26 protein-coding genes are annotated in these 26,556 nt (G+C 69.1%); 24 read left to right on the forward strand and 2 right to left on the reverse strand.

Annotation, left to right across the window (positions count from 1 at the left end):
• Nucleotides 1–89: 89 nt before the first annotated feature.
• On the reverse strand, nucleotides 90–785 hold the full coding sequence (flgA, locus tag OSC30_RS05040; protein ID WP_267170736.1) for a flagellar basal body P-ring formation chaperone FlgA: 696 nt from the start codon (nucleotides 783–785) through the stop codon (nucleotides 90–92).
• The gene (locus OSC30_RS05045; RefSeq protein ID WP_267170737.1) at nucleotides 785–2,089 is read right to left on the reverse strand and encodes a methyl-accepting chemotaxis protein; all 1,305 of its coding nucleotides are present in this window, start codon (nucleotides 2,087–2,089) and stop codon (nucleotides 785–787) included. Before OSC30_RS05045 ends, flgA begins: the two co-directional genes overlap by 1 nt.
• 244 nt (nucleotides 2,090–2,333) lie before the next feature.
• On the opposite strand from OSC30_RS05045, the gene OSC30_RS05050 reads away from it, so the two are divergent.
• The 24 genes from OSC30_RS05050 to fliJ all read left to right on the forward strand — a co-directional run bounded on the left by OSC30_RS05050 (nucleotide 2,334) and on the right by fliJ (nucleotide 26,518).
• Nucleotides 2,334–3,269, forward strand: a complete 936-nt coding sequence (locus OSC30_RS05050) for a chemotaxis protein (protein WP_267170738.1) — start codon at nucleotides 2,334–2,336, stop codon at nucleotides 3,267–3,269.
• Between the two features lie 250 nt (nucleotides 3,270–3,519).
• The gene (gene flgB / locus OSC30_RS05055; protein WP_267170739.1) at nucleotides 3,520–3,924 is read left to right on the forward strand and encodes a flagellar basal body rod protein FlgB; all 405 of its coding nucleotides are present in this window, start codon (nucleotides 3,520–3,522) and stop codon (nucleotides 3,922–3,924) included.
• On the forward strand, nucleotides 3,924–4,346 hold the full coding sequence (gene flgC / locus OSC30_RS05060) for a flagellar basal body rod protein FlgC (RefSeq protein WP_267170740.1): 423 nt from the start codon (nucleotides 3,924–3,926) through the stop codon (nucleotides 4,344–4,346). Before flgB ends, flgC begins: the two co-directional genes overlap by 1 nt.
• Nucleotides 4,347–4,355: 9 nt before the next feature.
• Entirely contained in the window at nucleotides 4,356–5,003 is a 648-nt protein-coding gene (locus tag OSC30_RS05065; RefSeq protein WP_267170741.1) for a flagellar hook assembly protein FlgD, read from the forward strand.
• Nucleotides 5,004–5,022: 19 nt separating this feature from the next.
• On the forward strand, nucleotides 5,023–6,243 hold the full coding sequence (gene flgE / locus OSC30_RS05070) for a flagellar hook protein FlgE (protein ID WP_267170742.1): 1,221 nt from the start codon (nucleotides 5,023–5,025) through the stop codon (nucleotides 6,241–6,243).
• A 21-nt stretch (nucleotides 6,244–6,264) separates the two neighbouring features.
• Nucleotides 6,265–7,005 (forward strand): flagellar basal-body rod protein FlgF, encoded by a 741-nt coding sequence (flgF, locus tag OSC30_RS05075; protein WP_267170743.1) that lies wholly within the window; start codon nucleotides 6,265–6,267, stop codon nucleotides 7,003–7,005.
• A gap of 19 nt (nucleotides 7,006–7,024) precedes the next feature.
• The gene (gene flgG / locus OSC30_RS05080) at nucleotides 7,025–7,810 is read left to right on the forward strand and encodes a flagellar basal-body rod protein FlgG (RefSeq protein ID WP_267170744.1); all 786 of its coding nucleotides are present in this window, start codon (nucleotides 7,025–7,027) and stop codon (nucleotides 7,808–7,810) included.
• 11 nt (nucleotides 7,811–7,821) lie between these two features.
• A complete protein-coding gene (gene flgH / locus OSC30_RS05085; protein ID WP_267170745.1) occupies nucleotides 7,822–8,499 on the forward strand; it encodes a flagellar basal body L-ring protein FlgH in 678 nt (225 codons plus the stop codon).
• Nucleotides 8,500–8,732: 233 nt separating this feature from the next.
• Nucleotides 8,733–9,806 carry a flagellar basal body P-ring protein FlgI gene (locus OSC30_RS05090; RefSeq protein ID WP_267170746.1) on the forward strand — a complete coding sequence of 358 codons (1,074 nt, stop codon included), beginning with the start codon at nucleotides 8,733–8,735 and terminating at the stop codon, nucleotides 9,804–9,806.
• A 16-nt stretch (nucleotides 9,807–9,822) separates the two neighbouring features.
• Nucleotides 9,823–10,920: a flagellar assembly peptidoglycan hydrolase FlgJ gene (flgJ, locus tag OSC30_RS05095; RefSeq protein WP_267170747.1), complete on the forward strand. Its 1,098-nt coding sequence runs from the start codon at nucleotides 9,823–9,825 to the stop codon at nucleotides 10,918–10,920.
• A gap of 117 nt (nucleotides 10,921–11,037) precedes the next feature.
• Nucleotides 11,038–12,909: a flagellar hook-associated protein FlgK gene (flgK, locus tag OSC30_RS05100; protein ID WP_267170748.1), complete on the forward strand. Its 1,872-nt coding sequence runs from the start codon at nucleotides 11,038–11,040 to the stop codon at nucleotides 12,907–12,909.
• A gap of 10 nt (nucleotides 12,910–12,919) precedes the next feature.
• A complete protein-coding gene (gene flgL / locus OSC30_RS05105; RefSeq protein ID WP_267170749.1) occupies nucleotides 12,920–14,110 on the forward strand; it encodes a flagellar hook-associated protein FlgL in 1,191 nt (396 codons plus the stop codon).
• Nucleotides 14,111–14,280: 170 nt separating this feature from the next.
• Nucleotides 14,281–15,708 carry a flagellin N-terminal helical domain-containing protein gene (locus OSC30_RS05110; RefSeq protein ID WP_425474730.1) on the forward strand — a complete coding sequence of 476 codons (1,428 nt, stop codon included), beginning with the start codon at nucleotides 14,281–14,283 and terminating at the stop codon, nucleotides 15,706–15,708.
• 64 nt (nucleotides 15,709–15,772) lie between these two features.
• Entirely contained in the window at nucleotides 15,773–17,173 is a 1,401-nt protein-coding gene (fliD, locus tag OSC30_RS05115; RefSeq protein ID WP_267170751.1) for a flagellar filament capping protein FliD, read from the forward strand.
• 16 nt (nucleotides 17,174–17,189) lie between these two features.
• Nucleotides 17,190–17,600 (forward strand): flagellar export chaperone FliS, encoded by a 411-nt coding sequence (gene fliS, locus OSC30_RS05120; protein WP_267170752.1) that lies wholly within the window; start codon nucleotides 17,190–17,192, stop codon nucleotides 17,598–17,600.
• Nucleotides 17,597–17,881, forward strand: coding sequence for a flagellar protein FliT (locus OSC30_RS05125; protein ID WP_267170753.1), 285 nt, complete (start codon nucleotides 17,597–17,599; stop codon nucleotides 17,879–17,881). Before fliS ends, OSC30_RS05125 begins: the two co-directional genes overlap by 4 nt.
• Nucleotides 17,882–18,312: 431 nt before the next feature.
• Entirely contained in the window at nucleotides 18,313–18,867 is a 555-nt protein-coding gene (locus OSC30_RS05130) for a PilZ domain-containing protein (RefSeq protein ID WP_267170754.1), read from the forward strand.
• 373 nt (nucleotides 18,868–19,240) lie between these two features.
• On the forward strand, nucleotides 19,241–20,659 hold the full coding sequence (locus OSC30_RS05135; protein ID WP_267170755.1) for a sigma-54 dependent transcriptional regulator: 1,419 nt from the start codon (nucleotides 19,241–19,243) through the stop codon (nucleotides 20,657–20,659).
• 165 nt (nucleotides 20,660–20,824) lie between these two features.
• Nucleotides 20,825–21,148: a flagellar hook-basal body complex protein FliE gene (gene fliE / locus OSC30_RS05140; RefSeq protein WP_267170756.1), complete on the forward strand. Its 324-nt coding sequence runs from the start codon at nucleotides 20,825–20,827 to the stop codon at nucleotides 21,146–21,148.
• Nucleotides 21,149–21,197: 49 nt separating this feature from the next.
• On the forward strand, nucleotides 21,198–22,874 hold the full coding sequence (gene fliF, locus OSC30_RS05145) for a flagellar basal-body MS-ring/collar protein FliF (protein ID WP_267170757.1): 1,677 nt from the start codon (nucleotides 21,198–21,200) through the stop codon (nucleotides 22,872–22,874).
• Nucleotides 22,875–22,880: 6 nt separating this feature from the next.
• Nucleotides 22,881–23,885, forward strand: a complete 1,005-nt coding sequence (gene fliG / locus OSC30_RS05150) for a flagellar motor switch protein FliG (RefSeq protein WP_267170758.1) — start codon at nucleotides 22,881–22,883, stop codon at nucleotides 23,883–23,885.
• Complete coding sequence (locus OSC30_RS05155) at nucleotides 23,885–24,499, forward strand: flagellar assembly protein FliH (RefSeq protein ID WP_267170759.1); 615 nt, start codon at nucleotides 23,885–23,887, stop codon at nucleotides 24,497–24,499. Before fliG ends, OSC30_RS05155 begins: the two co-directional genes overlap by 1 nt.
• A 241-nt stretch (nucleotides 24,500–24,740) precedes the next feature.
• A complete protein-coding gene (gene fliI, locus OSC30_RS05160; protein WP_267170760.1) occupies nucleotides 24,741–26,084 on the forward strand; it encodes a flagellar protein export ATPase FliI in 1,344 nt (447 codons plus the stop codon).
• Nucleotides 26,081–26,518 carry a flagellar export protein FliJ gene (gene fliJ, locus OSC30_RS05165; protein ID WP_267170761.1) on the forward strand — a complete coding sequence of 146 codons (438 nt, stop codon included), beginning with the start codon at nucleotides 26,081–26,083 and terminating at the stop codon, nucleotides 26,516–26,518. The genes fliI and fliJ overlap by 4 nt, the downstream gene beginning before the upstream one ends.
• The last annotated feature ends 38 nt before the right edge of the window (nucleotides 26,519–26,556 follow it).

Consider the following 26,556-nt stretch of genomic DNA (forward strand, 5'->3'; position numbering starts at 1 on the left):
TCTCGAGTCGGTTGGGCCCTGTCCCTTGGGGAATCGGCCCGGTCGGAGAAAACTTTAATCGGTCGTGGGGGTTCGTTTTTGCCGTTCGTTCAGGGAAGCGCCACCACCACGCCAGGGGCGCGCACGATGGCGTCCACCACGCGGCCGGAGCTGCCGTTGCGCACGCGCAGGCGGGAACCCGCGTCGCCGCTGCCCAGGGCGACGCCGTCGGCGCGCACGGCGATGCCGCCCAGTTCGGCCAGCAGTTGCACGTGGTCGCCGGCGCGGATCATCTGCCGCCCGCCCAGCGCGCCAGGCGTGAGCACGCTGCCGGTGGCGACCGGGCGTGCCAGGCTGCGCTCGGCGACCTGGTCCATGCGGCCGATGTAGCCGTAGGGCAGGTGGGTGACGTCGCGTTCTTCGGCGTGCACGTCGGCCGCCACGATGCCGTCGCCGCGGATCAGCGGCCGGCTGGCCACCAGCACCTGGCGCCAGACGTGCAGCGTGACCGGCACGCGCAGCGTCCAGCCGTCGGCGGCGGGGCAGCGCACCAGCACGCTCAGCCGCGGCGTCATGCGCAGGCGGCCGGGCAGGCTGGCGCTCAGCGGCACCGGGCAGTCAGCGATGCGCAGGCGCGGATCGAGCGGTTCGGACTTCACCTCGACGCGGCTGCCCGGCGCGGCATATTGCTGTTGCACGTAGCGTTCGGCCTGGGCGCGCAGGTCCGCCTCCGACAGCGGCGCGGCCAGGGTCGGCAGGGCCGTCCCCAGCAGCGCCAGCAGCAGGCAGCGGCGCACCCAACCCATCAGGCGTCCGCCAGCAACGCGGCGAGCTGGGTGACCAGCGCTTCGCGCTCCGATTCCAGTTGCTGGCTGAGCTGCCTGGCCTGTTCGAGCTGGCCGTCGCAGAGCAGGCCGACGAAAGCGTTGCCATGTTCGGACAAGCGCGCGCCGGCCTGGCTGAGCGCGCCGGTGGCCGGGTGATCGGGATGTTGCGCGGCCAGCCGGCGCACGGTGCGGTCCAGCGCGTCGGTGTCGAACCAGCGCCGGTCCAGCGCGCTGGGCTCGAGCAGTGCCAGTTCGGTCGCCTGGCGGATGCCCTGGGCCGCTTCGCGCACGGTCAGGCTGAGGCTGGCAGGGTCGTTGCCGGCCTCGTGTTCCAGCCAGCCCAGCGCCAGCCGGTGCGCCAGCAACGCGGCGCGGCTGAGCGCCTCGCTCTGCCGGCGCGCCTCGGTGCCGCGGCGCTGCAGGGCGCCGAGCGCAGCCTGCGCCGCGGCGGCGCGCGCCTGCTGCACGTCCTGACCCTGCCGCAACTGGGCGATCTTTGCGCTGGCATCGGCCAGCACTTCGCCGCTGCGGGCCAGGGCGTCGTTGGTCTGGCTGACGCCGGACTGGGCCTGTTCCAGCCGCTGCATGCCCTGCTGCACGTCGCCGTCCAGCTGTTGCGAAAACTCGCCGATGGAGCCGGTCACCGTTTCGATCTCGGTGGTGGCCTGGGTGGTCTTCTCGGCCAGTTGCTTGACCTCGTCGGCGACTACGGCGAAACCACGCCCGGCCTCGCCCGCGCGCGCCGCCTCGATCGCTGCGTTCAATGCGACCAGGTTGGTCTGGTGGGCGATCTCCTGCACCACGCCGGTAAGCTTGCGGATCTGTCCGACCTGTTCGGCCAGCCGCGACTGGTTGCGGTTCATCGCCGACAGCGCACTGCGCAACAGGCGCAACTGCCCGTCCAGCTCGCTCGCGCCGGCGCCGCCGGTCTGGCGGGCCTGTTCGGCCTGCGTCAAGGCAGTGGCGACCTGTTGCAGCGCCGTCGAGATTCCGGCGCTGGCGTCCGTCAAGCGGCCGACGCCGTCGCGGCTCTCCTCGGTGGCCTTGTCCAGCGCGGACTGCTCCCGCCCCAGCATCTGCGCGGCCGAGAGCACCAGCCCCTGTTGCTCCAGGGTCTGCAGGGCCAGCGCCGAGGGCTGGCCGCCGTCGAGGCGCGCCAGCAAAGGCGCCAGTGCGCGGGCGGCCGCGGGATGCTGGCGCGACAGCTGTTCGAGGCGGGCCTCGTCGCCAGCGGCGGCCGCTTGGACCAGCGCGGCCAGGGACTGGCTACGGATCAGGCTCATGAAAGTGCGGTTCCTGCGGATGGAATGTTCAGGACATCGTCTGGATGCGTCGAAACTTGAACAAGCAATGCATGTGCCAGCCACGCGCGATCCTGTATGAGCCCACTTGTGGGCGATGCTTTCGGCTTCGATGCACTTAGAGCAGGAGCATCGCCCACAAGTGGGCTCCTACAAGGGCGTCGGGCGCTCAAGTGGTGCTGCGGGCGGCCGATAGAACCGGACGCTCTTTCTGCTGGAGACCCGCATGGCCGGCGCGCTGCTGGAAAACGTCGAACGCCAGACCCGCCTTGCCGGGCACAACCGCGTGGCGATGCTGTTGTTCCGTCTGGGCGACGCGCAGTTGTTCGGCATCAACGTATTCAAGGTGCGCGAGGTGCTGCGCCGGCCGCCGCTGGAGCGCATGCCCGGCGCGCACGCGCTGATCGCCGGCAGCTGCGATTACCGCGGGCAGACCATCCCGGTGATCGACCTGGCCGCGGCGCTGGGCTATCCGCCGTTGATCGACGAGCCCTTGGCACACCTGATGGTCACCGAGTTCAGCCGCTCGGTGCAGGGCTTCCTGGTGTCGGATCTTTCGCACATGGTGCATTGCGAGGGCGAATCGATGGTGGCGCCCAGCGCAGCGCTGGGTTTCGGCTCGTGGATCAACGCGGTGACGCGCATCAATGGCGCACTGGTGGCGGTGGTCGACGTGGAGCAGGTGCTGGCCAGCATCGATGTCGCGCCGGGCGAGCTTTCCGTCCAGATGCAGCGCGCCGCCGGGGCTCATCCCATGCGCCCGCGCCGCGTGCTGGTGGCGGACGACTCGGTGGTCGCACGGCGCCGGCTGGTCAACCTGTTCCAGCAGATGAACATCGAGTGCGTAGTGGCGCAGGATGGCCGCGAAGCGCTCGATCGCCTGCACGAGCTGGCCGCACTGCCGCCGGAGGAGCGCATCAACCTGGTGGTGTCCGACATCGAGATGCCGCAACTGGACGGCTACGCGCTCACCCGCGCGATCCGCGAGACGCCGTCGCTGCGGCGGCTCAAGGTGGTGCTGCACAGTTCGCTGTCCGGACTGTTCAACGAGGCGATGGTGCGCGAGGTCAACGCCGACCGTTTCATCGCCAAGTTCCAGCCGGACCTGCTGGCACAGGCCGTGATCGAGCTGCTGCCGGACGAAGAGCCGGGCACGCCGTAACCGCTCCTCCCCCTGCGTGCAGGGGGAGGCTGGGAGGGGGTAGCCCGCCCGGAGCGGAAGAGCACCCCACCCCAACCCACCCCAGCAAGCAGGGGAGGGGGCTGGAACGCGCCGTCAGAAAACCGACTCCGCGGCCGGAGGGAAATCCTGCTTCCCGCGCAAAGCCAGCTACAGCAAGGCTTCGCGTCCCCGTGGCACACAACTTGCCTCAAGCCCCGTGCGGATACATCGACCCGCGCGGAGGCAAGCGATGAACCAACCCATCGACAACCTGTTCGGCATGCACACCGGCGCCATGGCGCTGTGGCAGCGCCGTACCGAAGTGCTGGCCAGCAACCTGGCCAACGCCGATACGCCCGGCTACCTCGCCCGCGACGTCGACTTCCGCAAGGCACTGGCCGCCGCCGGCGGCAGCGGCGACGGTCACCTGTCGCTGGCCGCGCCCACGCCCGGCCAGATCGACCCGGTCGCGCAGGCGCGCGACACGCTGGCCTACCGCGTGCCGACCCAGCCGAGCATGGACGGCAATACCGTCGACGCCCAGCAGGAGCAGGCCGCCTTTGCCGCCAACGGCGTGCATTACCAGGCGAGCCTGGCCTTCATCACCGCGCAGATCCGCATGCTGCGCACGGCCATCACCGGAGGCCAGGGCTGATGTCGCTGTTCAACATCTTCAACGTCGCCGGCTCCGGCATGGCGGCGCAGTCCACCCGGCTCAACACCGTGGCCAGCAACCTGGCCAACGCCGACAGCGTGGCGAGCACGCCCGAGGCCGCCTATCGCGCCAAGGAGCCGCTGTTCGCCGCGATCCGGGCCGGTATCGACGGCAAGCCGGCGGCCGCCGGCAGCGAGGGCGTCAAGGTACTCGGCGTCACCGAAAGCCAGGCCGCGGTCACCAGCCGCTACGAGCCGGGCAACCCGCTAGCCGACGCCGAGGGCTACGTCTACCAGAGCAACGTCAACCCGGTGGACGAGCTGGTCAACATGATCTCCGCCTCGCGCTCCTACCAGAACAACGTCGAAGTGATGAACACCGCGCGCCAGCTGATGCAGAAGACGCTGGACCTGGGCAAGTAAAGGACGGCCATGAGCGATATCGCAGTCAACTCGAACACCGCCGCCAGCGGCGCCGCCAGCGCGCTGGGGCAGACCAAGACGCTGAGCCAGGCCGATTTCCTGAGCCTGCTGATCCAGCAGATGCGCAACCAGGACCCGACCCAGCCGATGGATTCGTCGCAGATGGTCAGCCAGTTGGCGCAGATCAACCAGGTCTCGGCCACGCAGGAGCTGCAGTCATCTTTCGATGCGCTGGCCCAGTCGATGCAGGGCAACCAGTTGCTGCAGGCCTCCAGCATGGTCGGCCGCGACGTGACGGTGCCATCAGCGGTCGGCAAGTTGCAGGGGGGCGCGCTCGATGGCGCGGTCAACGTGCCCGACGGCGGCGGTCGCACTTTCGTGCAGATCGCCGATACCGCCGGCAATGTGGTGCGCACGATCGACCTGGGCACGCAGGTCGCCGGCCTGGCCGACTTCCACTGGGACGGCATGGGCGACAACGGCGAGCCGCTGCCGCCGGGTAGCTACGGCCTGGCCGCCCAGGTGGGTACCACCGCGGTGGCCACCTATGTCACCGGCAAGGTCGCCGGCGTGGGCATGACCGGCGCCGACGGCGCCTATCTCGACGTGGACGGTTTCGGCGGCGTGCTGCTGAGCCAGGTCGCGCGCGTCAACTAATTCATCAGGGGAAACACCGATGGCTTTCAATATCGCGCTGAGCGGCCTGAACGCGGCGTCCAAGGACCTCGAAGTCACCGCCAACAACATCGCCAACACCGGTACCACCGGCTTCAAGGGCTCGCGCACCGAGTTCGCCGAGCTGTTCAGCTCCGTCGGAGGCAACCTCGCGGCGAACGCCATCGGCTCCGGTGTCAGGCTGGCCGACGTGTCGCAGCAGTTCGGTGCCGGTAACCCGGAGACCACCGGCAACAGCTTCGACTTCGCGATCAACGGCACCGGCTTTTTCACCATGCGCGACGGCAAGGGCTACTCCTACACCCGCGCCGGCGCCTTCCATCCGGACTCCGACGGTTACGTGACCAACTCCAGCGGCCAACATCTGCAGGTATTCGCACCGGCGGGCAATGGCTTCGATACCAGCAAGCTGAGCGACCTGCGGGTAACCGACGCGCAGAGTGCCGCCAAGGCCACCACGAACGTGGCACTGACGATGAACCTGGCGTCGGATGCGACACCCCCGACCACGACGCCGTTCGATCCCACCGATCCGCTCAGCTACAACCAGGTCGCGCCGTTCACCGCCTACGACTCGCTCGGCGCCACCCACAACGGCACCGTCTACTTCGTCAAGGACGCGGCCGCCAATACCTGGAACGCGCACCTGTATGTCGACGGCGTGTCGGCGGGCGCGCCACAGGCAGTCACCTTCACCAGCAGCGGTGCGCTGGCGACGCCGGCGGGCGGCAAGCTGAATTTCGGCGCGCTCTCGGTGAACCCGGGCGCCGACCCGATGGCGTTGTCGATCGACCTGGCCAAATCCACCCAGTTCGGCAACAGCTACAGCCTCAACGCGGTCTATCCCGACGGCTATCCCAGCGGCACGCTGTCGAGTATCGACGTATCCGACGAGGGCGTCGTACAGGCCAAGTACTCCAACGGCGAGGCGGTGTCGCTTGGCCAGATCGCGCTGGCCGATTTCAGCAACCTGCAGGGCCTGCGGCAGTTGGACAACACCAGTTGGGCGTCCTCGTTCGACTCGGGCGCCGCGATCATGGGCGGGGCCGGGCAGGGCACCTTCGGTTCGGTTCAGTCCGGGGCGCTGGAGTCCTCCAACACCGCCGACCTCACCGCGCAGCTGGTGAACATGATCAAGGCGCAGCGCAACTACCAGGCGAACGCGCAGGTGATCTCCACCGACGACAAGCTGACCCAGACCATCATCAACATCCGCAACTGACGCTGACGCCCGGGGCATCGCATGGATCGTTCGCTTTACGTCGCCATGACCGGCGCCACGCAGATGATGCGGGCGCAGACGGAAGTGGCGCACAACCTGGCCAACGCCGACACGGTCGGCTTCAAGGCGCAGATGTCCGCGTTCCAGGCGCTGCCGGTGCAGGGCCCTGGCCTGCCCACGCGGATCAACGGCGTGGCGCAGGGGCAGGGCGTGGATCTGAGCGCCGGCGCCGAGATCCAGACCGGCCGCGAGCTGGACGTCGCGGTGCAGGGCGACGGCTGGATCGCGGTGCAGGCGGCCGACGGCAGCGAGGCTTATACCCGCGCCGGCAATCTGCAACTGACCGCCGATGGCCTGCTCACCGACGCGCGCGGCAACCTGGTGCTGGGCGACGGTGGCCCGATCAGCCTGCCGCCCGCCTCCCAGGTCGCGATCGGCAACGACGGCACCATTTCGGTGGTACCCACCGGCCAGGGGCCGCAGACCATCGCCACGGTCGGGCGCATCAAGCTGGTCAACCCGCCCGCCAATGACCTGGCGCTGGGCAGCGACGGCCTGATGCACCTGGCCGGCGGCGGCGTGGCGCAGGGCGATCCGGCGGTGGGCCTCAAATCCGGCGTGCTGGAGTCCAGCAACGTCAACCCGTCGCAGACGCTGGTGCAGATGATCGAGCTGTCGCGCCAGTACGAACTCCAGGTCAAGGCGATCAAGAACGCCGACGACAACGCGCAGTCGGCGACCCGCCTGCTGTCACTCACTTAAGCATTCCAAGGAGACATCCATGTTCTCTTCCCTGTGGGTCGCCAAGACCGGCCTCGATGCGCAGCAGACGCGCATGGACGTGGTCTCGCACAACCTGGCCAACGCCAACACCACCGGCTTCAAGACCTCGCGCGCCTCGTTCCAGGACCTGATCTACCAGAACCTGCGCCAGCCGGGCGGGCAGACCACCGAGCAGACCATCGCCCCGTCCGGCCTGATGCTGGGCACCGGCGTGCGCGTGGTCGGCAACGAGAAGCTGTTCACGCAGGGCAACATCGAGCAGACCGGCAATTCGCTGGACGTGGCCATCCAGGGCCGCGGCTTCCTGCAGGTGACCCAGCCGGACGGCACCATCGCCTATACACGCGACGGCTCGCTGCACATGGACCAGAACGGCCAGGTGGTCACCGCCAACGGTTATGCAGTTGACCCGGCGATCACCATCCCGGCCAACGCGCAGTCGATCACGATCGGCAGCGACGGCACCGTCAGCATCACGCTGCCCGGCCAGGCCGCGCCGCAGCAGATCGGCACCGTGCAGTTGGCCGACTTCATCAACCCGGCCGGCCTGCAGCCCAACGGCGACAACCTGTACCTGGAAACCGCTTCCTCCGGCACGCCGCAGATCGGCCAGCCAGGCCTGAACGGCCTGGGCACGCTGGCGCAGGGCGCGCTGGAGAGCTCCAACGTCAACGTGGTCGAGCAGATGGTCAACATGATCGAGACCCAGCGCACCTACGAGATGAACTCCAAGGCCATCTCCGCGGCCGACCAGATGCTGCAGTTCCTCACCAACAAGACCTGAGCGCCTTCAAGATGTCCCTGTTCCGCCTTTCCACCGCCGCGCTGGCACTGGCGCTGCTCGCCGGCTGCATGGCCATGCCGGCGCGCGACGACGCCGAGTGGGCGCCTACGCCGCCGATGCAGCCGGCCATCGCCGCCGCGCCCGCCGATGGCTCGATCTACCACGACAACCAGAACATGGAGCTGTTCGTCGATGCGCGTGCGCACCGCGTGGGCGACATCCTCACCGTGCTGCTGGTGGAGAGCACCCAGGCGAGCAAGAAGGCCAGCACCAGCACCAGCAAGAAAGACAACGCCGACATCGGCGCGCCGACCGTCATGGGCCACGGCCTGTCGGTCAACGGCAACCCGCTCAGCGTCGGCATAAACAGCGAGCGCAGCTTCGACGGCAATGGCGCGTCCAGCCAGTCCAACCAGCTCACCGGCCAGATCACCGTCACCGTTGCCCAGCGCCTGTCCAACGGCAACCTGATCGTGCGTGGCGAAAAGTGGCTGACCATCAACCAGGGCCAGGAACTGGTGCGCATCGCCGGCATCGTGCGTCCGCAGGACATCAGCCCCGACAACACCGTGCCGTCGACCCGCGTGGCCGACGCGCGCATCAGCTACACCGGCCGCGGCACGCTGGCCGATGCGAACACGCGCGGGTGGTTGTCGCGGTTCTTCAATTCCAAGTGGATGCCGTTCTGATGAACGCGAATCACAACCTCGCGCGATCCGCTCCCTCTCCCCCTTTCCCGATCAAGGATGGGGGAGAGGGTTGGGGTGAGGGGTCGATTGTCGCGAGCGGCGCCCGTCTGGCGCGCTCTGCTTTTGGCTCTTTCACGCACCGCCTGTCCAACCTTTTCCACAAGAGTGGCCCCTCACCCCAGCCCTCGCCCCGGAGGGGAGAGGGAGCTGTGCCGAGGCTTGTTCTGGGGCTCATGCTCTGCCTGTTCATCGATCCGGTGCACGCCGACAAGATTCGCGACCTCGCCTCCGTCGGCGGCGTGCGCTCCAATCAGCTGATCGGCTACGGCCTGGTGGTCGGCCTCGACGGCTCCGGCGACCAGACCACCCAGGCCCCGTTCACCACCCAGAGCCTGGAGAACATGCTCCAGCAGTTCGGCATCACCGTGCCGCCGAACGCGCGCCCGCAGCTGAAGAACGCCGCGGCGGTGACCATCACCGCCGACTTGCCGCCGTTCGCCAAGCCCGGGCAGACCATCGACGTCACCGTCGCCTCGATCGGCAACGCCAAGAGCCTGCGCGGCGGCCAGCTGCTGATGTCGCCGTTGCGCGGCGCCGACGGCAACGTCTATGCGATCGCCCAGGGCAGCGTGGTGGTCGGCGGCGTCAGCGCCCAAGGCAAGAGCGGCTCCAGCGTGCAGGTCAACATCTCCGCCAGCGGACGCATCCCCAACGGCGCCTCGGTCGAACGCAGCGTGCCGTCTTCGTTCGGCAGCAGCGGCGAGCTGATGCTCAACCTCAACACCCCCGACTTCACCACCGCCGCGCGCATCGCGCAGGCCATCAACGCCGCCTACGGCCAGGGCACAGCGCAGCCGGTCGACGGTGGCACGGTGTCCGTGCGCGGCCCGCAGGACCCGGGCCAGAAGGTCGCCTGGCTGGGCATGATCCAGAACCTGGACGTGACCCCGGGCGAGGCGCCGGCCCGCGTGGTGATCAACTCGCGCACCGGCACCGTGGTGATCGGTTCGGACGTGCGCGTGACCGCCGCCGCCGTGGCGCACGGCGCCATCCAGGTGACCATCAGCGAACAGCCGCAGGTCAGCCAGCCGGCGCCGTTCTCGCGCGGGCAGACCGCGGTGGTGCCCAGCTCCGACGTGCAGGTCAGCGAGGAGGGCGCGCACATGTTCAAGTTCGGCCCCGGCGTGAGCCTGGACACCATCGTGCGCGCGGTGAACCAGGTCGGCGCCGCGCCGAGCGACTTGATCTCGATCCTGCAGGCGCTCAAGCAGGCTGGCGCGCTTCATGCAGAGCTCGTCGTGATCTGAGTACCGCGACGGAAACATGACGCCTGCCAACGCTTCCCTGCCTGCGCTCGACACCTGGACCGACCTGTCCGGGTTCGCCCAGTTGCGCGCGCAGGCCAAGGACAACGGCAAGGCCGCGCTGCCAAAGGTCGCCAAACAGTTCGAGGCGATCTTCACCCAGATGATGCTCAAGTCCATGCGCGACGCGAACGCCAGCTTCGGCGACAACGCGATGGGCGACAGCCAGCAGGGCAAGGCCTACCGCGACCTGTTCGACCAGCAGCTGTCGCTGTCGCTCTCGCAGGGCAACAACGGCCTGGGGATCGCCCGCCTGCTGGTACGCCAGCTCGGCGGCAAGGACGCCGAACCCAAGCCTGCGCCGGTGACCGACAACAAGGCCTTGCTGGCGAGCGTCGCCGCCGGCGCGTTGCCGGCCGGCGCGGCCGCCAGCCTGTTCGGACCGCTCGCGGCCGGCGCCCAAGCCGGCACCCGCGCCCTGCTGCACCTGGGCGAGCCCGCGGACGGGCAGGGCGGCGGCCTGCTTCCGCTCACCGCCGACGCCCATCCGGCACAGGGCTGGCGCGCCACGCTGGGCGAACTGGCACATACCGCCGCGGACGTGGTCAGCAAGTTCGTCCCGGGCGATCCGGCCGGCTTCGTGCGCGCCATGGCGCCGCATGCGCAGGCCGCCGCCGACAAGCTGGGCGTCTCGGTACGCGCGCTGCTGGCACAGGCGGCGCTGGAAACCGGCTGGGGCAAGCACCTGCCACATCGGCATGACGGGTCCAGCAGCTTCAACCTGTTCGGCATCAAGGCCGGCAGCCGCTGGGACGGCGACAAGGTCAGCGTGCCCACGCTGGAATACGAAGGTGGCGTGGCGGTGCGCAAGCGCGACAACTTCCGCGCCTACGACAGTCCCACCGACGCCTTTTCCGACTACGCGCGCCTGCTCGCCGACAACCCCCGTTACGCCCGCGCGCTGGGTCAGGGCGAGAACATCGCCGGCTTCGCGCATGCGCTGAGCCGCGGCGGTTACGCCACCGACCCGGCCTATGCGGCCAAGCTCACCTCGATCGCCAACAGTCCGCAGATGCGCGAGGCGCTGGCGGCGCTGGACGAGGGGACGTTCAAGTGACGCGTCAACCGGCCGTCACAGCAGGCATGACGCACGCCTCCGCCAACTCCCGCTCCCTCTCCCTCGGCGATGCCGGGGAGAGGGAACAGAAGAGCTGCATCTCTCCAAGGAATCTCCATGGCTGACCTGCTTTCCACCGGCGTCTCCGGCCTGCTCGCCGCGCAGGTGGGCTTGAGCACCACGGGCCACAACGTCTCCAACGTCAACACCGATGGCTACAGCCGGCAGCAGGTGAGCTTCGGCGCGCGCGCGCCGCAGGCCGAGGGCCGCTACTACGTGGGCACCGGCGTGGATACGGTGGCCGTGCAGCGCGCCTACAGCCAGCACCTCAATGCGGCGCTGTGGTCGGCGGCGTCCTCCAAGGGCCGCGCCGATGCCTTCCAGGGCCTGACCGACCAGCTCAACAACCAGCTCTCCGGCAGCAGCAATCTGCAAAGCTCGCTGGACACGTTCTTCGGCGCCGTGCAGGACATGGCCAACGCGCCGGCGGATGCCTCCGCGCGCGGCGTGCTGCTGGCCCGCGCCGGCGCGCTGGCGAGCACCTTCCGCGCGTTGTCCGGCCAGTTCGGCAGCCTCGACGGCCAGGTGCAGCGCCAGCTCACCGACACGGTCGCCTCGATCAACAGCGACAGCGCCGCCATCGCCAAGCTCAACGAGCGCATCCGCGCCTCCACCGGCGAGCAACCGGCAGACCTGCTGGACCAGCGCGACGCCCTGATCAAGAAGCTTTCCGGCGAAGTCGGCATCAGCGTGGCGTCGCAGAGCGATGGCACGCTCAGCGTGTTCGTCGGCAACGGCCAGGCGCTGGTCAGCGGCACCCAGTCCTACGAGCTGGGCACTGCGCAGAACAGCTACGATGCCACCCGGCTGGAAGTGGTCGACAAGGGCACCGGCGCGGTGCTGAGCGGCCGCATCGGCGGCGGCACGCTGGGCGCGCTGCTGGATTTCCGCAGCAACGTGCTCGACCCGGCGCAGAACCAGCTCGGCCGCGCCGCGCTGGCGATGGCCGATGCGATGAACGCCCAGCATGCGCAGGGCGTGGATCTGAACGGCCAGCTCGGCGGCGATCTCTTCACCGTCGCCGGCCCGGCCGTGCAGGCGGCCAGTAGCAATGCCGGCAGCGCCACGCTCGCGGCGGATATCGATGACATCGGTGCACTGGGCAACCAGGACTACGTGCTTTCCTACGACGGCAGCGCCTGGGGCCTGCGCGACGGCAGCGGCGCGACGGTGGCGATGAGCGGCAGCGGTACCGCCGCCGATCCGTTCAAGGCCGGCGGCCTGAGTTTCGTGGTCGGCGGTGGCGCGGCCAGCGCGGGCGACAGCTTCCGCATCCAGCCGACCCGCAACGCCGCCGGCAGCATGGCGGTGGCGATCACCGATCCGAACCAGCTCGCCGCCGCCGCACCGCTGGTTGGCAGCGCGGCCAGCGCCAATACCGGCAGCGCCGGCGTGGGCGCGCTCACGGTCGCCGACGGCAGCGATCCGAACTTGTTCGCCGGCTCCAGCATCGTGTTCGCCTCGCCGACCAGCTACAGCATCGACGGCGGTCCGGCACAAACCTTCACCCCGGGCACGCCGATCGAGCACAACGGCTGGAGCCTCACGCTCGACGGCGATCCTGCGGCCGGCGACAGTTTCGGCGTGCAGGCCAACGCCAACGCGCGCGGCGACAACGCCAACGCGCTCAAGCTCGGTGCGGTGGCCAACCTGGGCGTGCTCGACGGCGGCGCCACCAGCGTCGGCCGCGCCTACGGCCAGCTGGTCGGCCAGGTCGGCAGCGCCGGCGCGCTGGCCGACGAGGCGGCCAAGACCCAGAACGCCGTGTTCAACCAGGCCATGGCCGCGCAGCAGAGCGTCAGCGGCGTGAACATCGACGAGGAGGCGGCCAACCTGGTGCGCTTCCAGCAGGCCTACCAGGCCTCGGCGCAGATCATCACCGCCGCCAACACCGTCTTCAACGCGCTGCTTGGCGCGTTCAGGGGCTGAGGAAGCAACGATGCGAGTCTCCACCAACTGGATGCAGCAGCAGTCGGTCAACACCATGATGGAGCGGCAGTCGGACCTGTCCGGCATCCAGACCCAGATGGGCACCGGCAAGCGCATCAACCAGCCCTCCGACGATCCGGTCGGCGCCGCGCGCGCCGTGGAGCTGACCCACCTGGGCGCCGACACTGCGCAGTACCAGCGCAACATCACTTCGGCCAATGCGCGGCTGGGGCTGGAGGACCAGACCCTGTCCTCGGTCAACGACGTGCTCGGTCGCGTGCGCACGCTGCTGCTGCAAAGCATGAACGCCACTCAGACCGATGAATCGCGCAGCGACATCGCCGCCGAGATGGTGCAGTTGCGCGGGCAGTTGCTGGGCATGGCCAACAACAAGGATTCGCAGGGCGATTACATTTTCGCCGGCAACCGCACCGGCACCGCGCCGTTCCTGTCGCAAGGCGGCGTGAACTACGTAGGCGATGCCGGCCAGCGCATGGTCGCTGCCGGTCCGGGTCTGCAGGTGGCCACCGGCGACCCGGGCAGCGCCATCTTCATGGACATTCCCGACGGCAACGGCAGTTTCAGCCTCGCCGCCGGCGGCGCCAACACCGGCACCGCGGTGGCCGGCGCCAACAGCGTCACCGACGCCGGCGCCTGGGATGGCGGCAATTACCAGATCACCTTCACCGCCGCCGATGCCTACGAGATCCGCGACGGCGGCGGCGCGCTGGTGGACAGCGGCAGCTACGATCCGCAGAAGGGCGGCGCGATCGCCTTCAAGGGCGTGCAGGTGGCCTTCAGCGGCACGCCCGCGGCAGGCGACAGCTTTGCCGTGGCGCCCTCGTCCAGCCAGGACATGTTCGCCACGCTCGACAGCATCATCGCCACGCTGCAGATGCCCAACGGCGGCGGCGCCGCCATGCAGAACACGCTCAACGGCGAGCTGGCCAATATCGACCAGTCGGTCGGCTCGGTGATCCAGGCGCGCGCGGCGGTCGGCGCGCGCATGAATGCGCTCGACCAGCAGGCCTCGCTCAACGACGACCTGGCCCTGCAGCACAAGACCGCGCTGTCGGACGTGCAGGACCTGGATTACTACGACGCGGTCAGCCGCCTGAGCCTGCAGAGCTCCGCCCTGCAGGCCGCGCAGATGACCTTCAGCAAGCTGCAGAACATGTCGCTGTTCGATTACCTGCGCTGATCCGCCGGTCCGGTCAGCGCAAGCGAAAACAAATGTCAACACGTGCTCAAGTTTCCATGGAAGGGGTCGAAAAAGTGCCTGAGGCGGCGGTGTTCCCAACGGAATCCCCGCTGGCTACCACCGCCGGCCACCGGCACTGAAGACCCTATCCGGAGATAAATCCCATGGTCATGAGCGTCAACACCAACATCAGCTCGCTGAACGCCCAGAAGAACCTGGCTGCCACGCAGAGCAAGCTCGCCACCGCGATCGAGCGCCTGTCCTCGGGCATGCGCATCAACAGCGCCAAGGACGATGCCGCTGGCCTCGCCATCTCGACCCGCTTCACCACGCAGATCAACGGCCTGAACCAGGCCGTCAGCAATGCCAACGACGGCATCTCGCTGGCGCAGACCACCGAGTCGGCGCTGAACGAGGTGACCAACAACATGCAGCGTATCCGTACGCTGGCCGTGCAGTCCGCCAACGCCACCAACTCCGACTCCGACCGCGCCGCGCTCGATGCCGAAGTGCAGCAGCGCCTGGCCGAGATCACCCGCATCGCCACGCAGACCACGTTCAACGGTCGCCACGTACTGGACGGCAGCTTCGGCAGCGCCGCATTCCAGATCGGCGCCAACGTCGGCGAGACCATCTCGGTGGACCTGGGCCAGGGCGTCAAGACCAGCCAGATCGGCCAGATCGCCACGGCCAGCAGCAGCGCGGCGTTCTCCACCGGCGTGAAGATCGACGGCGACCTCACCATCAACCTGGCCGATGGCGGCGGCGCCGGTGTGGCCACCACGGCCACCGTGGCCAAGGGCACCTACACCTCGGTGGAGTCCCTGGCCGACGCGATCAACGAAGCTGCCGTGAAGGCGGGCGGTTCCGGTGACGTGGCGAGCGTCGATGCCGCCACCGGCAACCTGGTTCTCGCCACCGCCACCACCGGCGGCGCCACGACCTTCACCGGCGCACAGGCCGCTGCCGGCAAGATCGGCACCGCTGCCCTGGCGGTCGGCACCGTGGCCGGCTCGGCCGACGCGGTGGGCGACATCGTGCTGGATGACGGCGACCTCTCGCTGCAGGTGGGCGACGGCTCGGCCGTGGAGATCGACGCGGGCACCTACCATGGCGTGCAGGAGCTGGCCGACGCGATCAACTCCAAGGGCATCAGCGGCCTGCACGCGTCCGTGGATGGGGACAACAAGCTGCAGATCTCCTCGCAGGAGACCCTGACCATCGGCGGCACCGCCGCAGGTGAGACGGCGACCAAGCTCACGGCGGGCACGATCGCGGTGTCCGGTTCGCTCAGCACGGTCAACATCAAGGACGTCGCCGGCGCGAACGACACCATCAGCCGCATCGACGCCGCGCTGTCCTCGGTCAGCGCCATGCGCAGCGACCTGGGTGCGGTGCAGAACCGCTTCAGCTCCACCATCGCCAACCTGCAGACCATCTCGCAGAATCTGTCTGCCTCGCGCAGCCAGATCCAGGATGCGGACTTCGCGGCCGAGACGGCCAACATGTCCAGCGCGAACATCCTGCAGCAGGCCGGTGTCTCGGTGCTGGCGCAGGCCAACTCCACCACGCAGAGCGTGCTCAAGCTCCTGCAGTAACAGTTGAAACCCGGAGCGGCCGCGGCAACGCGGCCGCTCCCCCTATTCAAGGAAACCAAGGCTCATGGCACTCACCGTAGGTTCCACCGCACCGACGACGGGCTTGCTGACTTCCATGGGCGTGGGTTCCGGCATCGACGTCGACAAGCTGGTCACCACGCTGGTCGAGGCCAAGAAGAAACCCCAGCAAGACCAGATCACCAATCTGGCAACCGCGACCAATACCGAACTGTCCGGTCTGGGCCAGATCAGCGCGGCCCTTTCGGCCTTGCAGTCGGCCATGGCGCCGCTGAGCGACGGCAGCGCCTTCAGCGCGCGCACGATCAGCAGCAGCGAGACGGACGTGCTCTCCGCCAGCGGCACCGCCGGCGGCCCGGTCAGCGGCAACTACGCGATCGAGGTCACCCAGCTGGCCAGCTCGCTCAAGGCGTCCTCCGGTGCATTCGAGACGGCCAACACTGCCGTGGGCACCGGCACGCTCACGCTGTCGGTCGACGGCCAGTCGATGAGCCTGGAGCTGGGCGAGGACAACAATTCGCTGGCGGCGATCCGCGACGCGATCAACAAATCGCCCGACAACCCCGGCATTGCCGCCACCATCGTCACCGGCACCGACGGCGCGCACCTGGTCCTGAGCGGCACGCGCACCGGCGCGGCCAACGGATTCACGGTCAGCAGCAGCGGCGGCGACGGTGGCCTGGCCGCACTCAGCTATGACCCGGCCGCCAGCAGCGGCAACGCGCTGAGCGTGATCACCGAGGCGCAGGACGCCCAATACACCATCGACGGGCTGGCCGGCCACAGCGCCAGCAACACCGTAAGCGGCGCCATCGACGGCCTGACGCTGAACCTCGTCAAGGAGGGCAGCAGCAAGGTGACCGTGGCCGACGACGATTCCAAGGCGACCTCCGCACTGACCAACCTGGTCAACACGTACAACAGCTTCGTGGGCATCTACAAAGGGCTCACGCGCTACGACCAGACCACCGGCACAGCCGGCGCGATGATCGGCGACTCCACCCTCAACAGCATCAGCAGCAAGCTGGCCAACATCGTCAGCAGCGCCGCCAACGGATCCACGCTGGCGTCCATCGGCATATCGCTGCAGGTGGACGGCACCCTCGAGCTCGACAGCGACAAGCTGAAGAAGGCGATGTCCGACGGCGGCGCCAAGGTGGCCAATCTGTTCGGCGGCGAGAACGGCTTCAGCGCCAGGTTCACCAATCAGCTGGACCAGTGGATGGGCGACAGCGGCGTCATTGCCAACCGTACCGAGAGCCTCAGCGAAAAACTCAAGGACCTGTCCGACCAGCAGCAGGTGCTCGACACCCGCATGGCCGACCTCACGGCGCGCTACCAGGCCCAGTTCACCGCGCTGGACACGCTGATGGCCAAGCTCAACAGCACCAGCAGCTACCTCACCCAGCAGTTCGACGCCCTGATGGCGGCGAACAAGAACAAGTAAGAAGAGGAATCCCACCATGGCATTCGGACAGGGCGCCAGCGCCTACCAGCAGGTCCGCTCGCACGGCGGCGTGGAGTCGGCCGACCCGCACGGCCTGATCACCCTGCTCATGGACGGCGCGCTGGAGCGCCTGGTCACCGCGCGCGGCCACATGCAGCGCGGCGAGATCGCGCCCAAGGGCGAATTGATCGGCCGTTGCATCGAAATCATCGGCGGCCTGCGCGACGCGCTCGACCCCAAGGTCGAGACGCCGCTGGTCGGCCAGCTGGACGCGCTCTACGACTACATGGCCCGGCGCCTGCTGCACGCCAACCTGCGCAACGACGTGTCCGCGCTGGACGAAGTCAGCACGCTGCTGCAGAAGGTCCGCGCCAGCTGGGTGCAGATCCCGCTGGAGGCCCGCCGCCCCGCCGGTGCCGCCGCATGAGCACCGAACTCCCGCTCGCCCTGGCCATGGCCCTGACCCGCGCCATGCTCGAGGCCGCCCGCGCCGGCGATTGGGACCAGTTGATCGCGCTGGAAGCCGAACGCCACCCGCTGGTGATCCGGCCGGTAGCCCACGACGAAGCCAGCGTGCGCCAGCTCGGCGAGCTGCTGGCGCTCGACCGCGAACTGTACGCATTGATCAGCCAGGCCCGCGACCAGGCCGGCGACCAGTGGCAGGCCGGCCACGACCGCGCCCGCGCCATCGCAGCTTACGGCGCCTGAGGGCGCCGCTGCCGGTCTGGTCGCTCAGGGCCAAGGCTCGCGCGAATTTCGGGCGAAGCACCGCCCCCTCTCCGCTGCGGGGAGAGGGTTGGGGTGAGGGGCCAAGGCTTGCGGGAAGTTCCAGGCGAAGCCAGTCGAGCTTCTCGTCGTCGGGGCGAAAGGCAAGGCCCTTTCCAAAGCGTTCCCCGCGAGCCCCGGCCCCTCGCCCCAATCCTCTCCCGGAGGAAAGAGGGACCAAGGCGCGTCCGGCAAGTCCGATACCACCGCTGTTCCTCGCACTGCTCCCTCTCCCCTCCGGGGAGAGGGCTGGGGTGAGGGGTCAAGGCTGGCGAAGAGTTCCAGGCGAAGCCCCGACCTTTTCCAAGGACAAACCGTGAGGCCCGGCGCTTGCATACACTCACCCCGATGAAGCCATGCGTCGGAGAAGCGTCATGTCCGCAAACACCTGGAACGAGTTCGAGCAGCGGCTGGCCTGCGAGGACAGCTGGCCCGCCGACAGCCAGGCGCTCGCCTGGCCGTTTCCCGAGGCGCTCACCCAGCGCCTTGCCGAACACAATGCCGCCGCGCTCGCTTCCGTCGCCGCGCTGGAGGAGCGCCGCGCCGACAACGCCGACGACGACAGCCCGGTGATGCAGGAGCTGCAGCGGCTGGACGCCAAGCTGAATGCGCTGATCGACATGATCAACCGCATGGCGCTGCCGGCTGATGCGTTGCCGCCGCGCCAGTCGCTGCGGTTCAACGCGATCGGCGCGGTGTTGCCGGCCGCGCTGGCGCCGGCGGGCGAGGCGCTACTGCTGCGCCTGCGTTTCGACGCCTGCCCGGGCATGCCGCTGGAGTTGCCCGCGCGCATCGAGCGCCGGTTCGATGACGGACGCATCTTCGTCGCTTTCGAGGCGCTGGGCGATGGCGTCGCTGCGTCACTCGAAAGGTTCGTCTTTCGTCACCACCGACGCAAAGTGGCAGGTGCGCGGCAGGCCGGCGGCTGAGCCTTCGTCGACGCCCCGTGAAGTAGTCCGTCAAAGTCGCGTGAAGTACTTCACACTTCTGCGAGGCCGCGCGTCGTCCGTTTGACGGCAAGCAGACGCCACGTGTCACGCAAGGTCACCCGCCGTCGATCGCCTGGCGCCGGCAAACCGTCGCCGTTGCAGCATTTCACGTAACATTTTCTCGACGAAGCCTTCACATGTGACGCATTGCGGCCACTCGCGCGTCCGCGGACAGCCCGGACCGGCTCCTGCGCTGGCCTTCTTCTTGCTCCCCCTTCCGCGAACCCGGTGACGGAAAGCCGGCACGAAGAAGTACGAACACTGCAGGACGGTCGGCGGTTCGTCGTTCAAGCGGCAAGCGGAGGCACTTTAAATGAGCAAGGTCGATTTCCTGGTGATCGAGTCGGACGAGGCGCGGGCCGAGTCCATCGTGTCCGCGCTGCATTTCCTCGGTTACCACCCGCAGCGCGGCGGGGACTGCGCCGCAACGGACGAATCGACCCATGCCTGGCGCGCCGTCTACGTCGGCACCATCGGCGACACCGCCGAAGCCGAGCGCCAGTTCGCGCTGCTCGGCGACGCCGCCAGCCACGTGCCGGTGCTGCTGGCCAGCGACTCGGAGTGGGCCGCCCGCCTGTGCGCCGCCAGCTCGCCGTTCGCCGCGCGCGTGGGCCGGCTCGAATTCCCGCTGCGCTACGAGCAGCTGGCCGAGGTCATGCGCAGCCTGTACGCGCGCCTGCTCGGTGGCCGTCGTGGCGACCTGCGATTCGTCGGCGAATCGGCGCCGATGCGCCGCGTCAACGCGCTGATCCGCCAGGTCGCGCCGTTCGATTCGTCCGTGCTGGTGCTGGGCGAGTCCGGCACCGGCAAGGAAATGGTCGCCCGCACCATCCACGAGTGCTCGCCGCGCCGCGACAAGCCGTTCGTGGCGATCAACTGCGGCGCGATTCCTGCCGAGCTGCTGGAAAGCGAGCTCTTCGGTCATGAGAAGGGCGCCTTCACTGGCGCGATCAGCACGCGCAAGGGCCGTTTCGAGATGGCCGAGGGCGGCACGCTGTTCCTCGACGAGATCGGCGACATGAGCCTGCCGATGCAGGTCAAGCTGCTGCGCGTGCTGCAGGAGCGCATGTTCGAGCGCGTCGGCGGCAACAAGACCCAGCGCTGCGACGTGCGCATCATCGCCGCCACCCACCGCAACCTGGAGCAGGCGATCGCCAACGGCCAGTTCCGCGAAGACCTGTTCTACCGTCTCTCGGTGTTCCCGCTGGAGATGCCCGCGCTGCGCGAGCACCTGGACGACCTGCCGGTGCTGATCGGCGAGTTCAACCAGCGCCTGGCCCGTCGCGGCCTGTCCGCAGTGCGTTTCTCCAACGGCGCGCTCAACGCGCTGCACCAGTACGCCTGGCCGGGCAACGTGCGCGAGCTGTGCAACCTGGTCGAGCGGCTGGCCATCCTCTATCCACACGGCGAGATCCGCGCGGCCGACCTGCCCGAGAAGTACCGCGGCCGCCAGGCCGTGGAGGAAGTGCAGGGCGCCTCGCTGCTGGCACTGATGGAAGCGGCTCCCGCCGCAGCCTCCGCCGAGGCGGCGGTGAATGACGCGACCCTGCTGCCCGAGGGCGGGCTGGACCTGAAGGATCATCTGGCCGACATCGAAGTGGGCCTGATCCGCCAGGCTCTCGATGTCACCGGCGGCGTCGTCGCCCATGCCGCCAAGCTGCTGCACATGCAGCGCACCACGCTGGTGGAAAAGCTGCGCAAGTACGGCCTGCAGAACAGCCTGGCCGCCTGATTACCGCCCGCGACTGTAGGAGTCCGCTTGCGGGCGATGCTCTTCGACACGCATCGAAGGGCACCGCCCGCAAGCGGGCTCCTACAGGTTTCGCGCCACGTGGGCGCGCTGGCACACCTCGTGCAGCTCCTATCCCCGAAACCCGCTACGCGCCGGAAATCCGACATGAGCACCATCGACGTCAACAATCTGCTTTCCCAGATGCGCCAGCTTTCCGCGCAGGTGCGCCCGGCGGAAACCGCGTTCAAGGCGGCGCCGGCGGCGAAGGCGGATTTCGGCTCGCTGCTGAAGGAGTCGATCGCCAGCGTGGGGCAGACCCAGCAGCAGGCCGGTGCGATGGCGGCGAGCTTCGAGCGCGGCGATCCGGGCGCGGATTTGGGCCGCACCATGGTGGCGATCCAGAAGGCCGACCTGTCGCTGCGCACGATGACCGAGGTGCGCAACAAGCTGGTCGATGCGTACAAGGAAATCATGAACATGCCGGTCTGACCGCCGGCGCTTCTGTTCCTTCCCTTAGCTTTCCGGATGATCGTCCCCCATGGCTGACAACGCCATCGCCACCAGCAACGACAGCCCCGCCAACCGCTACGACCTCAAGCAGCTCGCGCGCAGCCCCGCCACGCGCCAGTTGCTGCTGCTGGTCGGCATGGCCGCGGCCGTCGCCCTCGGCGTGGCGGTCGTGCTGTGGTCGCGCGGCCCCAACTGGGGCCTGCTCTACGCGGGCCTGGGCCAGCAGGACGCCTCGGCGATCACGCAGGCGCTGCAGTCGACCAACACGGCCTACAAGCTCGGCGCCGACGGCAGCTCGATCATGGTGCCCGCCTCGGACCTCGCCGCCGTGCGCCTGCGCCTGGCCGGGCAAGGGTTGCCGCAGGGCACCGCCACCAACACCCTGCCGCAGGCCGATTCGCCCTTCGGCATGAGCGACCTGGCCGAGCGCACGCGCTACCAGCAACTGCTCGAGACCGACCTGGGCAACACCATCGGCAGCCTGCAGGGCGTGCGTGCCGCGCGCGTGCACCTGGCGATGGCCAAGCCGTCGGCATTCATCCGCGACAGCCGCCAGGGCAGCGCCTCGGTGCTGGTCACGCTCTATCCGGGGCGACAGCTCGATGCCAGCCAGGTGGCCGCGATCGTGCACCTGGTCGCCGCTTCGGTGCCGGACCTGGATGCCAAGCAGGTATCGGTGATCGACCAGCAGGGCCGGTTGCTCACCGGCACCGACCCCGACAGCGCCACCGCCGTGGGCGACAGCCGTCTGCGCCTGGCCACGCGGATGGAAAACACCTACGCGCAGCGCATCGAACAACTGCTCACGCCGCTGGTCGGGCCGGGCAAGGTGCATGCGCAGGTGTTCGCGGACCTCGATTTCAGCCAGACCGAAAAAGCCACCGAAACCTTCGACCACGAACACCCCGCGCTGCGCAGCGAGCAGACCAACAGCGAGCACCGCGGCAGTGGCAGCGCGGCCGAGGGCGGCGTGCCGGGCGCGCTCAGCAACCAACCGCCGGTGATGGCGGCGCAGCCGACCGCGGCCAATCCGGACGCAGGCGGCAAGGCCGCGCCGACGGCCGCCACCGCGCAGGCCGACAGTGGCGACAGCTCCTCCAGCGCCACCCGCAACTACGAACTGGACCGCACCATCAGCCACACCAGCGACCCGGCCGGACGGCTGGCGCGGCTGACCGTGGCGGTGGTGGTCGACAACAAGAGCGGGACCGGTCCCAAGGGACCGACCAGCGTGCCCTTCACCGCCGAGGAACTGACCCACCTCACCGAGCTGGCGAAAAACGCGGTCGGCTTCGATGCCGCCCGCGGCGACAGCGTGAGCGTGATCAACCAGGCGTTCCATCTTGCCCCGGCCGGCGATGCGCCCGAGCAGGTGCCGCTATGGCAGCGCCCGGGTGCACTGGACCTGATCAAGCAGGCCCTTGGCGTGCTGATCGCGCTGATCGTCGCCTTCGGCCTGCTGCGTCCGCTGCTCAAGGGCCTGCTGCGCGGGGCACCGGAGCCGGCACTGGCCGCTGTTGGCCACGTGCCTACGGTTTCCGTGCGCGTGGCCGATGACGACGAGGACGAGCGCGATCGACTGGGCGGACCGGCCCAGGTGATCGGTTACGAGCAGAAGGTCGGCCTGGCCCGTCGCATGGTCAGCGACGACCCCAGGCAGGTTGCCCAGGTGGTCAGGAACTGGGTCGGTGAGGATGGCGGCTAAGCGTCGATGAAACAGGAACCCAAGATCACCGGCGCCCAGCGCGCCGCCATCCTGCTGCTCACGCTGGGCGAGCAGGATGCCGCCGAAGTGCTCAAGCACCTGTCCGCGCGCGACGTGCAGGCGGTCGGCCAGGCCATGGCCGTGCTCACCTCCGTCTCGCGCGAGCAGGTCGACCAGGTGCTTACCCGGCTGCACGAGGACATGGGCTCGCAGACCGCGCTCGGCGTCGGCACCGAGGACTACATCCGCAAGATCCTCACCAATGCGCTGGGCGAAACCAAGGCCGGCAGCCTGATCGACCGCATCCTGCTGGGCCGCTCCAGCAAGGGCCTCGAATCGCTCAAGTGGATGGAAGGGCGCGCCATCGCCGAAATGGTCGGCCAGGAACACCCGCAGATCATCGCGCTGGTGCTGGCGCACCTGGAGCACGACCAGGCCGCCGAAGTGCTCGGCTACCTGCCGGCGCGCTCGCGCTCGGACGCGATCATGCGCATCGCCACGCTCGATGGCGTGCAGCCGCACGCGCTCAACGAGCTGGACGAGATCATGGAGCGCCAGTTCTCCGGCAATACCAACAAGCTCAAGTCCGCCAGCGTCGGCGGCCTGAAGGCCGCGGCCGACATCCTCAACGCGATGGAGTCCACCCGCGAGGCCGAGCTGATGGCCGCCATCCGCAGCCACGACCCGGGCCTGGGCAGCAAGATCGAGGACCTGATGTTCGTCTTCGACGACCTGGTCGAGCTGGACGACCGCTCGATGCAGGCGCTGCTGCGCGAAGTGCCTTCGCCGCGCCTGATCGTGGCGCTCAAGGGCGCCGAACCGAGCATCCGCGAGAAGATGTTCGCCAACATGTCCAAGCGCGCGGCCGACATGCTGCGCGACGACCTGGAAGTAGCCGGTCCCGTGCGCGTGTCCGAGGTGGATGCCGCGCAGAAGGAGATCCTCGGCATCGCCCGCCGTCTGGCCGACGCCGGCCAGATCAACCTCGGCGGTTCGGATGACCTGGTCTGATGAGTGCCGTGCTGAACCGCGACGCCGTTGCCGGCTACCAGCGCTGGGAGCCGCCGCAGATGGGCGAGGTCGCCGCGCCCGCGCCAGTCGAGGCGCCTGTGCATCCCACCGTCAGCGACCTGGAAGCGCTCGAACGCCAGGCGCATGAAGAAGGCTACGCCGCCGGCCAGGCCCAAGGCCTGGCCGAAGCGCAGGCGCAGGGGCGCGAGCGCGTGGCGCGGCTGGAATCGATCTGCACGCAGGCGGCCCGCCCGCTTGCCGCGCTCGACGCGGCCGTCGAGAAGGAGCTCGCGCAACTGGCGTTGGCAATCGCCCGCCGCGTGATCGCCCGCGAACTGGCCACCCGCCCGGAACTCATCGTCGACGCGGTGCGCCAGGCCGCCGCCGCACTGCCCGCCGCCACCCGTGAACTGCGTGTGCGGCTGCACCCGGACGACGTTGCGCTGTTGCGCGAGCTCGATGCCACCGAACCGCACTGGCAACTGCTGGCCGATCCCGAGCTCAGGCGCGGGGATTGCCTGCTCGAGAGCGAGCGCTCGCGGCTGGATGCCCGCGTGGAAACCCGCCTGGCCACGCTGATCGACGCCGTCCTCGGCGACGAGTTGCTGCCGTGAACCGCCAGCCCCGCCCGGCTCTGCTCCTCCCCCTGCGTGCAGGGGGAGGCTGGGAGGGGGTAACCCACCCTCGCCGCAGCGTGGGTAACCCCTCCCCAACCCTCCCCTGCAAGCAGGGGAGGGAGCGGGTGCGCGCGATCAGCTCCCTCTCCCCCGGCCACGCCGGAGGAGAGGGTTGGGGAGAGGGGGAGGCCTTTGGCCTTGCCTGCAAAGCCGCGACGCCGCACGGTTTGGTGTTCGCATGACCCGCGCCGCCTGGCCCGATCAGCTCGCCCGCCGCCGCCAACGCGCCGAGGCCACCCGCACGCTCACCGCCGAAGGTCGCCTGCGCCGCGTCGTCGGCCTCACGCTTGAGGCCGAAGGTTGCGAAGCCGCGCTCGGCGCGCGTTGTCTGGTCGACACCGCCGACGGCAGCCAGCTCGACACCGAAGTGGTCGGCTTCGCCGACGAACGCCTGCTGTTGATGCCGGTCGGCGACATGCACGGCGTGCTGCCCAACGCCCGCGTGCGCCCGCTGGCCCACGCCGGCGGCCTGCCGGTGGGCGAGCGCCTGCTCGGCCGCGTGATCGGGGCCGACGGCGTGCCGCTGGACAGCCTCGGCCCACTGGACAGCGACGAGCACGCCTCGCTCAAGGCCGAACCGATCAACCCGATGGCGCGCAAGCCCATCGACACCCCGCTGGACACCGGCGTGCGCGCGATCAACGCGCTGCTCACCGTCGGCCGCGGCCAGCGACTGGGCCTGTTCGCCGGCTCCGGCGTGGGCAAATCCACGCTGTTGGGCATGATGACCAAGTACACCGACGCCGACGTGGTGGTGGTGGGCCTGATCGGCGAGCGCGGCCGCGAGGTGAAGGAGTTCGTCGAGCACACGCTGGGCGAGGAAGGCCGCCGCCGCGCGGTGATCGTCGCCGCGCCGGCCGACGCGCCGCCGCTCAAGCGCCTGCGCGGCGCTCAGTACGCCACCGCCATCGCCGAATGGTTCCGCGACCGCGGCCAGCGCGTGCTGCTGCTGATGGACTCGCTTACCCGCTACGCCCAGGCCCAGCGCGAAATCGCGCTGGCGATCGGCGAGCCGCCGGCGACCAAGGGCTATCCGCCGTCCGTGTTCGCGATGCTGCCTGCGCTGGTCGAACGCGCCGGCAACGACGCCGAGGGCGTCGGCTCGATCACCGCCTTTTATACCGTCCTCACCGAGGGCGACGACTACCGCCACGACCCGATCGCCGACGCCGCGCGCGCGATCCTGGACGGTCACATCGTGCTTTCCCGCGACCTGGCCGAGGCCGGCCACTACCCGGCGATCGACATCGAGGCGTCGATCAGCCGCGTGATGCCGGCGGTGACCGCTCGCGAGCACCAGCGCGCCGCGCAGCGCTTCCGCCAGGTCTATTCGTCCTACCGCCAGCAGCGCGACCTGATCGCGGTGGGCGCCTACCAGAAGGGCTCCGACCCGCAGGTCGACCAAGCCATCGTGATGTGGCCGAAGCTGCGCGCGTTCCTGCAGCAGGAAGTGGACGAGCCGATGACGCTCGCCGACGGCATCGCCGCCTTGAACGCCCTTGCCGCCGAGGTCGCCCAGTGAGCAAGCGTGCCGACCGCCTGCAGCCGGCTGCCGACCAGGCCAAACAGCGCAGCGAAGACGCCGTGCTCAAGCTTGCCGAGCAGCAGCAGCGGCTGGCCAGGGCCGAACGCCAGCTCGCCGAACTGCGCGGCTACCGCCAGGAATACGCTGCGCCGTCCGGCGTCGGCGGTTTGACGGCCACCGCGCTGATGAACCGTCAGCAGTTCGTCGAGCGCATCGATCGGGCGATCGAACAGCAGGGGCTGGAGATCGAGCGCCAGCACCGCCTGCTCGACCAGGCACGCGGGCTCTGGCGCGACGCGCATGCCCGCGAAGCCGCGCTGGACAACGTGATCGACAGGTACCGCGAGCAGGATCGCAAGACCGAGGAGCGCCGCGAGCAGAACGACATCGACGAGCGCATGCAGCATCGCCGGCCGGCGCGGCAGCCATGAGGCCGCTTGGCGCGAAGCTTGCTGGCTCCGGATCCTGA

The organism is Frateuria hangzhouensis (assembly GCF_026410505.1).
GTDB classification, from domain to species: Bacteria; Pseudomonadota; Gammaproteobacteria; order Xanthomonadales; family Rhodanobacteraceae; genus Frateuria_A; species Frateuria_A hangzhouensis.